Source organism: Actinomadura rubrobrunea NBRC 15275, from assembly GCF_001552235.1.
GTDB classification, from domain to species: domain Bacteria; phylum Actinomycetota; class Actinomycetes; order Streptosporangiales; family Streptosporangiaceae; genus Spirillospora; species Spirillospora viridilutea.
Genome location: NZ_BCQU01000149.1, coordinates 1 through 7,891, shown reverse-complemented (window position 1 = coordinate 7,891; position 7,891 = coordinate 1). Strand labels below are relative to the sequence as shown.

The window sequence follows — 7,891 nt, the reverse complement described above, 5'->3', positions numbered from 1 at the left end:
CCCCGGCGGGGGCTCCGCGGCGCGGCGGCGGCGCGCCCGCCGGGCGGAGCCGCGGTGGCGCGGGGGCCCGGGAGGATCCCGCGGGATGCGGGCCACGACGCCTCCTTCACGATCGCGACGGACACCTCATCCCCAGGACGAGCGAGCGGCCGCGGATGTGACATGCCGGCGGGCGCCCGGCCCGGAACCGCCCGGAACGCCCCGGATCACCGCCAAGATCGCGGGTAGCCTGCGTGGCATGAGCGCGACTCCGACACGGGTGTTCATCGCCCGGCTGGCCGGGATCGCCGTGTTCGATCCCGCGGGCGACCAGGTCGGGCGCGTCCGCGACGTGGTGGTGGCGCTGCGTCTTGGGGCCCGTCCGCCGCGGGTGCTCGGCCTGGTGGTCGAGGTCGCCTCGCGCCGCCCGGTGTTCCTGCCCATCACCCGGGTCACGATGATCGAGGCCGACGCGGTCATCTTCGACGGCCGGCTCAACGTGCGGCGGTTCCAGCAGCGCGAGTCGGAGACGCTGGTGATCGCCGAGATGCTGGACCGCACCGTCACGCTGACCGAGACCGGCGAGCGGGTCCAGGTGGTGGACGTGGCCATGGAGCCCACCCGCACCCGGGACTGGCTGGTCGCCAAGGTCGCCGTCAGCCGCGACCGCGGCCGGGGCCTGCGCCGCCGCCGCGGCGAGGTGTTCGTGGTGGACTGGGACGCGGTGACCGGTTTCTCGGCGGTCGAGCACGGCCAGGGCGCCGCCGGGCTGATCGCCGCGTTCGAGCGGATGAAGCCGGCCGACCTGGCCGGCGTGGTGCACGAGCTGTCGCGCAAGCGGCGGGCCGAGGTCGCCGTCGCCCTCGACGACGAGCGGCTGGCCGACGTGCTGGAGGAGCTGCCCGAGGTCGACCAGATCGAGATCCTCGGCGCCCTGGACGCCGACCGCGCCGCGGACGTGCTGGAGGCCATGGGGCCCGACGACGCCGCCGACCTGCTCGGCGGGCTGCCCACCGAGCAGCGCGAGCGCCTGCTGACGCTGATGGAGCCGCGCGACGCCGCGCCGGTGCGGCGCCTGCTGACCTACGCCGACGACACCGCCGGCGGGCTGATGACCACCGACCCGGTCATCGTCTCGCCGGACGCCACGGTGGCCGAGGCGCTGGCGCACATCCGCAACCCCGACCTGAACCCGGCGCTGGCCGCGCAGGTGTACGTGTGCCGCCCGCCCACCGCCACCCCCACCGGCCGCTACCTGGGCACGGCGCACTTCCAGCGGCTGCTGCGCGAGCCGCCGTCGGCGCTGGTCAGCGGGATCGTCGACACCGACCTGGCCCCGCTGCGGCCGACCATGTCGCTGCAGGCGGTGGCCGCCTTCCTGGCCGCCTACAACCTGGTGGCCGCCGCGGTCGTCGACGAGGACGGCCACCTGCTCGGCGCGGTCACCATCGACGACGTGCTCGACCACCTGCTGCCGCAGGACTGGCGGGAGACCGTGATGGACGCGTCGGCCGTCGAGGGCGCCGACCCGGAGGAGGAGGCGCTGCGCGGCGCCGCGCATCACGACGCCCGCGACGATCACGACGACCCAGACGACGATCCAGACGACGATCCAGACGGCGATCCAGACGGCGACACAGACGGCGACGCACTCGACGACGCCCGCGAGCCGCGGGCGGGCGGAAGGGGAAGGGGATGATCGACTCTCGCGGAGAGCCGCTGATCGGACGCCGGACCCGGCGGATGGCCGCCCGGCTGGACGAGCCGCGGGAACCGCCCCGGGCGCTGCTGCCGCGCCCGCACTACGACCCCGAGTCGTTCGGGCGGCTCTCGGAGCGGATCGCGCGGTTCCTGGGCACGGCCCGGTTCCTGGTCTACATGACGGTGTTCCTCTGCGTGTGGCTGAGCTGGAACACCCTGGCACCGGCGCAGTGGCGGTTCGACCCGTACCCGTTCATCTTCCTGACCCTGATCCTGTCGGTGCAGGCGTCGTTCGCGGCCCCGCTGATCCTGCTGGCGCAGAACCGGCAGGACTACCGCGACCGCGTCCAGTACGAGCAGGACCGGGCCCGCAACGAGCGCAACATCGCCGAGACCGAGTACCTCACCCGGGAGATCGCCGGGCTGCGGCTGGCGGTCAGCGAGCTGGCCACCCGCGACTACCTGCGCTCGGAGCTCGAACGCGTGCTCAAGGAGCTCAACGGCGAGCGCGCCGCCAAACCGTGACCTTCAGCGGGAGCCGTGACTACGCGGTGACGGGGGCCCGGCGGCGCCGCGCCCGCGGGACGCGCGGCGGCGGGGACGGCGCGTCCAGCAGCTTGCGCAGGATCGCGTCGAACCGCCGCAGGTCGCCCTCGTCCAGGCGGCCCAGCACGTATTCGCGGACGCCGCGCCGGTAGGTCGGGGTGGCCTCCTCCACGCGGCGCCGCCCGGCCGGGGTGAGCACCGCGTACAGGCCGCGCGCGTCGCTGGCGCACGACTGGCGCGCCACCAGGCCCTCCCGCTGCAGGCGGTCGACCAGCCGGGTCAGGCCGCTGCGCGACAGCAGCACCCGGTCGGCCAGGTCGTTCATCCGCAGCCGCCCGCCGGGCGCCTCGCTCAGGTGCGTCAGCACCTCGTAGGAGCCGAGCGGCAGGTCGTGGTCGGCGAGCAGGTCGGCCTGCAGGCGGCGGGAGATCTGCACCTGGGCGCGCAGGAACGTGCGCCACACGGCCAGCTCCGCGGCGGAGGTCGGAACGGACGGCGGTGTCACGGGCCGATGCTACTCCCGCGGGCGGCGCGGCCGCGGCTACGCCGGGGCCGGATTCGTACGGCCCGAACCGAGTTCATACCATGGGGCCATGGCCTCGCAGCTGACGACCGAGCAGGTGACCGCGGCCCTCGCCACGGTGCTCGACCCCGAGATCCGCCGACCGATCACCGAGCTCGACATGGTCAAGAACGTCGACATCGCGCCCGACGGCACGGTGCGCGTCGGCATCTACCTGACCGTGGCCGGCTGTCCGATGAAGGACCGGCTGTCGCGCAGCGTCACCGAGGCCGTCTCCCGGCTCGACGGCGTCGCCTCGGTCCAGGTCGAGCTGGACGTGATGAGCGAGGAGCAGCGCAAGGCGCTGCAGACCCGGCTGCGCGGCGGCGCGCCGGCCAAGGAGATCCCGTTCGCCAAGCCCGGCTCGCTGACCAAGGTGTACGCGGTGGCGAGCGGCAAGGGCGGGGTCGGCAAGTCCTCGGTCACGGTGAACCTGGCGGCGGCGCTGGCCGCGCAGGGGCGCAAGGTCGGCGTGGTCGACGCCGACATCTACGGCCACTCGGTGCCGCGGATGCTGGGCGTGGAGCACCCGCCCACCAAGGTGCAGGACATGATCATGCCGCCCGCCGCGCACGACGTGAAGGTGATCTCGGTGGGCATGTTCACCGCCGGGAACCAGCCGGTGGTGTGGCGCGGGCCGATGCTGCACCGCGCCCTGCAGCAGTTCCTCGCCGACGTGTACTGGGGCGACCTGGACGTGCTGCTGATGGACCTGCCGCCGGGCACCGGGGACATCGCGATCTCGGTGGCCCAGCTGCTGCCGGCGGCGGAGATCCTGGTCGTCACCACCCCGCAGCAGGCCGCCGCCGAGGTGGCCGAGCGGGCCGGGGCCATCGCCGCGCAGACCCACCAGCAGGTCGTCGGCGTGATCGAGAACATGTCGTACCTGACCTGCCCGCACTGCGGCGAGCGGCAGGAGGTGTTCGGCTCGGGCGGCGGGCAGCAGGTCGCCGACGCGCTGACCCGCACCCTGGGCGCGCGGGTGCCGCTGCTGGGGCAGGTGCCGATCGACCCCCGGCTGCGCGAGGGCGGCGACGCCGGCCGTCCGCTGGTGCTGGCGGACCCCGACGCCGAGGCCGCCAAGGTGCTGCGCACCATCGCCGACACGATCGCCAGCCGTTCGCGCGGCCTGGCGGGCATGTCCCTCGGCATCACGCCCAAGCGCCGGTGACCGCCGCCGACGCGGCCCGCGTCGGCGCACAGCGCACCTGAAAAGGGCCTCGGGAGACCCCGGGGCCTTTCGCGTTCCGGCTCGCGCCCCGGGGGCGCGGCCCGCTCAGGTGGCCTCGTTGTCGAACGGCGGGCGTTCGCCGTACTCCAGGCCGCCCGCACCGGCGTAGGCGGGCTCGTCGTCGAAGACCGGGCCGCGCACGGGGGCGCCGTCGTCGTCCAGGTCCTCCAGCAGGTGCTTGCGGACGAACGTCCTGGGGTGCAGGTCGGCCAGGTCGAAGTCCTTGAACTCCGGGCCGAGGCCCTCCTGCAGGTCGGCCTTGGCGCTGTTGGCCATCTGCCGCAGCTGGCGCAGCGCGCGTCCCGCCTGCGCGGCCGCCTGGGGCAGCTTCTCCCCGAAGATGACCAGGGCCAGCACGACGAGCACGACCATCTCGCCGAGTCCGACGTCGAACAACCCGTCCTCCCACGTGCCAAGGGAACCGGGCCCGCTTGGATCCGGCGCACCTAGAGTAACCCCGGGCCGGGCGAGCCCACTACGCGCGGTTCGGCCGCCCCAGGAGCACATGCGCCGATCGCTCCCCGGACGTCCGGGCCGCGAAAAACCGGACGGGGCGGTGCGCCGCACCGCCCCGTCTCACGCGCCGTCCCGCGCGCCGGCCGTCACGAGCCGAGGGTGACCTCGACGGTCGTCTCCTTGCCGTCGCGCTGGTAGGTGACCTTGACGCGGTCGCCCGGCGCCCTGCTGCGGATCTGGGCGATCAGGTCGGCCGCGCCCTCGATCGGCCGCCCGTCGATGGCCGTGATCACGTCGCCGGGCTTGATCCCCGCGCGGTCCGCCGCGCCGCCCTTGGTCACCGGCTCGTGCCCCTGGACCGGGGTGTCCATGATCCGCGCCCCGGGGCCCTGGAACTGCGGATCCGGAAGCACGCCCAGCTTGGCCTGCCGGACGGTGCCGGTGTTGATGATCTCCTCGGCCACCCGGCGGCCCTGGTTGATCGGGATGGCGAAGCCCAGGCCGATGCTGCCGCCCTGGCTCTCCCCGGTGATGCCGCCGCCGCCGAGCGTGACGATGGCGGTGTTGATGCCGATCACCCGGCCGCGGGCGTCCACCAGCGGGCCGCCGGAGTTGCCGGGGTTGATGGCCGCGTCGGTCTGGATCGCGTTGAGGTACGTCGACTCGCCGCCGCCCTCGCCGCGGGTGGGCACCGCGCGGTTCAGCGCGCTGACGATGCCGGTGGTGACCGAGCCCTGCAGGCCGAGCGGGGAGCCGATCGCGATCACCGGGTCGCCGACCGCCAGCTTGCTGGAGTCGCCCAGCGTCACCGGGGGCATGGAGTGGTTCCCCTCCGGGCGCAGCACGGCGATGTCGGAGCTGGGGTCGCGGCCCTTGATCGAGGCGGGCACCACCTTCTTGTCGTTGAAGACGACCTGGATCTGGCCGCCGGAGGCCACCACGTGGTTGTTGGTGATGATGTAGCCGTTCTTGACGATGAAGCCGGTGCCCCCGGACTCCTCGCCCGTCGGCGACGCCACCCGGATCATGACGACGCTGGGCAGCACCCGCTGCGCCACGCCCGCGACCGAGTCCGGCGGCCGGGCGGGCTGCTGCGCGCCGCCGCTGTCGGAGCTGGTGCCGAGGCTGACCGTGCCGTCGTCGTCGGCGGCCATGACCCCGATGCCTGCGCCGATCCCGCCGGCCACCAGCGCGACGATCAGCGCGATGACGGTGATCAGGCCGACGCCGGGGCCGCCCCGGCCCGCCGACGGAGGCGAGGGGACCGGCGCCCAGTTGGGGGCCGCGCCGAACGGCTGCCCGAAGGGGCCGGACGGGCCGCCCTGGCCGGGGCCCGACGGCGGCCCCGCCGGCGCCACGCCCGGCGGCGGGGTCGTCGACACGGGCGGACCGGTCGGCGGCGGAGGCTGCTGGTGCCCCTGGGGCGGCCAGGCGTACGGGTCGGGCCGGGGGTCCTGCTGGTCGTACGGGACGAACCCGGGCCGCCGCCGCGCCCGCTCGTCGTCCGCGGCGGGCTTGTCCAGCAGCGTGGGCGGGGCCGTCGGGGACGCGGCGTCGCCCCTGGGCTGGTCGGGGGGCGCGAACCCCTGCTCGTCGCCCTGGCCCGCGGCCGCCTCCCGGGAGCCCTCAGCGGCCGACCGCGCCTCGCCGGGTTCCGGCCGCTCGAACCCGGCGCCGGCGACCAGGTCGTCGTCCTGCCCCGACGCCCTGACGGGTCCGCGGCTGTCTTCCGTCATCCCCATCTCTCCTACCGGGCATGGTTCTCGCCGAGCATGTTCACGTTTCCAGCCTCATGGTGCCCATCGGGGCATGTGGTGAGCATAAGACTTACCCGAAGGGGTTGACCCACGAAGCCAACCTGCGCAGTCCGCGGCCCAGCCTGCCCCAGAAGTCCCGTCCGCCGTGCGGGAGCGCCGCCACGGCTCGCTCGGCCGTGGCCGGGTGGCCGTCGGCGACCACCGTGTAGACGTAGCCGTCCCTCGCCCAGACCGCCCACCGCCGCAGGGCCTCCCGGCGGAAGACGGTGTCCCCGCGGGCGACGGTGCGCCTCCAGGCGGCGAAGCGGCGTTCGTCCAGGCTGCCGCGCTGCACGAACACCGATACCGACTCCAGCCCGTCGGAGAACGTCAGGTGGACGACGCCGTCGGCGGGCCGGGCGGCGGCGGAGCGGCGGGCGTCGGACAGGCTCAGGCCGGGCAGGGAGCGCGGCAGCGGCCAGCCCCGGTCGCGCAGCTCGGCGAGTTCGGCGGGTTCCAGGCGGTCCTCCCACGGGGAGACCGGCGACGCCGCGGGGCCGGGCGCGGCGCGGCGCAGGGACGGCGCGTCGCCGCTCATCCCGCGCTCGGGCGGCCGCCCGGGCGGCGCGACCCGCACCTGGTCGAACCCGGTCGCGGCGACCGTCCGCCCGGCGCCGTCGATCAGCTCGCGGTGCAGCAGCAGGCCGGTCTCGGCGTCGATCCAGAAGCGCCCGGCCGGGGTGCCGTCGCGGCGGCGGGCCTCCACGACCCGCGCGGCGCGGCCGCAGACGGACGCGTCCGCCACGCGCAGGAGCGCGAAGTTGCGGGTCAGCAGCGCCAGCGTCTCGGCGGTGAACCCGGTCGGCGCGCCCCCGTGGGCGGCGGCGTCGGGCTGGTAGGAGGCGCGGCCGCCGTGGGCCGCGTCGACATGCGCGTCGTTCTCGGGGGTGACATAGGTGCCGTCCCCAGGGGTGTGGACGACCTTCACCCGGGCCGTGACCGCGCCGCCGCGGTTCCACGTGGTGACGACCTGCACGCCTTCGTAGGGGACGCGGCGGGCCGCGTCGGCGGCGTCGCGCAGCAGCCGCACCGCCTCGGGGTCGCTGCCCGCCCGGCGGGCCGCGACGGCGTCCCCCGCGAGCGCGCAGGCCAGCGCCAACGCGCCGGCCACGCCGCAGGCGAGCGCGGTCGCGCACCGCGACCTGCCGTAGCGCCGCGCGCCGCGCCCCGGTCCGCCGCGGGAGCGGCGGCGGTGGGCGGTCCGGTACCGCCGCGCGGTGGGTTCGGTCGCGGTCCAGGTCCGCGCGGTCACGGCTCCGGAGAGGTCGGGACGGCCTGCTGCAGCAGCGGATCTGTGATCGGCACGTCGCCGGAGGTCAGCGCGTGTTCGACGGCGAACCGGTCGAAGGCCGGGTTGACGGTGGGCGCGTCCCGCTCCCCGCCCGCCAGGTACGAGGCGGCGCCGAGGCCGAGGAACAGGGCCGCCCCGGCGGCCAGGTAACGGCGGCGCGGACGGGCCGGGCCCGGTCTGCCCGGCGGCCAGGGGGCCGATGGGGCGGTGAAGGCCGCGGCCGCGGCGGCGACGGCGGCGGCGTGCGCGCCGTCGCGGGCGGGGCCGGCGAACGGTCGGCGGGTCCGGCCGGAGCCCCGGTCGCCGTCGCGGCGGCGCGTCGGCGCGGG

7 protein-coding genes and 1 pseudogene are annotated in these 7,891 nt (G+C 75.7%); 3 read left to right on the top strand and 5 right to left on the bottom strand.

The window, feature by feature from the left end:
• Positions 1-238: 238 nt before the first annotated feature.
• Positions 239-1,678: a magnesium transporter MgtE N-terminal domain-containing protein gene (locus AR3_RS27885; protein ID WP_067918458.1), complete on the top strand. Its 1,440-nt coding sequence runs from the start codon at positions 239-241 to the stop codon at positions 1,676-1,678.
• The gene (locus AR3_RS27880; RefSeq protein ID WP_083952171.1) at positions 1,675-2,205 is read left to right on the top strand and encodes a DUF1003 domain-containing protein; all 531 of its coding nucleotides are present in this window, start codon (positions 1,675-1,677) and stop codon (positions 2,203-2,205) included. Before AR3_RS27885 ends, AR3_RS27880 begins: the two co-directional genes overlap by 4 nt.
• 19 nt (positions 2,206-2,224) lie before the next feature.
• Here AR3_RS27880 and AR3_RS27875 read toward each other — a convergent pair whose 3' ends face one another.
• The gene (locus AR3_RS27875; protein WP_067918456.1) at positions 2,225-2,731 is read right to left on the bottom strand and encodes a MarR family winged helix-turn-helix transcriptional regulator; all 507 of its coding nucleotides are present in this window, start codon (positions 2,729-2,731) and stop codon (positions 2,225-2,227) included.
• Between the two features lie 88 nt (positions 2,732-2,819).
• Between AR3_RS27875 and AR3_RS27870 the strand changes: the two genes are divergently transcribed.
• Positions 2,820-3,959, top strand: a complete 1,140-nt coding sequence (locus AR3_RS27870; RefSeq protein ID WP_067918454.1) for an Mrp/NBP35 family ATP-binding protein — start codon at positions 2,820-2,822, stop codon at positions 3,957-3,959.
• Between the two features lie 105 nt (positions 3,960-4,064).
• Here AR3_RS27870 and AR3_RS27865 read toward each other — a convergent pair whose 3' ends face one another.
• From AR3_RS27865 to AR3_RS31365, 4 genes and pseudogenes are all read right to left on the bottom strand, one after another.
• The gene (locus AR3_RS27865) at positions 4,065-4,415 is read right to left on the bottom strand and encodes a sec-independent translocase (RefSeq protein ID WP_067918452.1); all 351 of its coding nucleotides are present in this window, start codon (positions 4,413-4,415) and stop codon (positions 4,065-4,067) included.
• A gap of 206 nt (positions 4,416-4,621) precedes the next feature.
• A complete protein-coding gene (locus AR3_RS27860) occupies positions 4,622-6,211 on the bottom strand; it encodes a S1C family serine protease (protein WP_067918450.1) in 1,590 nt (529 codons plus the stop codon).
• A gap of 91 nt (positions 6,212-6,302) precedes the next feature.
• Positions 6,303-7,523, bottom strand: coding sequence for a sigma-E factor regulatory protein RseB domain-containing protein (locus AR3_RS27855; RefSeq protein ID WP_067918448.1), 1,221 nt, complete (start codon positions 7,521-7,523; stop codon positions 6,303-6,305).
• Positions 7,520-7,891: pseudogene (locus tag AR3_RS31365) on the bottom strand (hypothetical protein); the annotation flags it as partial. The pseudogene AR3_RS31365 and the gene AR3_RS27855, both read right to left, overlap by 4 nt.

Coding starts and splice junctions, on each gene's coding strand:
- AR3_RS27880 (WP_083952171.1), top strand. CDS start 1,675: ATGATCGACTCTCGCGGAGAGCCGCTGATCGGACGCCGGACCCGGCGG.
- AR3_RS27885 (WP_067918458.1), top strand. CDS start 239: ATGAGCGCGACTCCGACACGGGTGTTCATCGCCCGGCTGGCCGGGATC.
- AR3_RS27860 (WP_067918450.1), bottom strand. CDS start 6,211: ATGACGGAAGACAGCCGCGGACCCGTCAGGGCGTCGGGGCAGGACGAC.
- AR3_RS27870 (WP_067918454.1), top strand. CDS start 2,820: ATGGCCTCGCAGCTGACGACCGAGCAGGTGACCGCGGCCCTCGCCACG.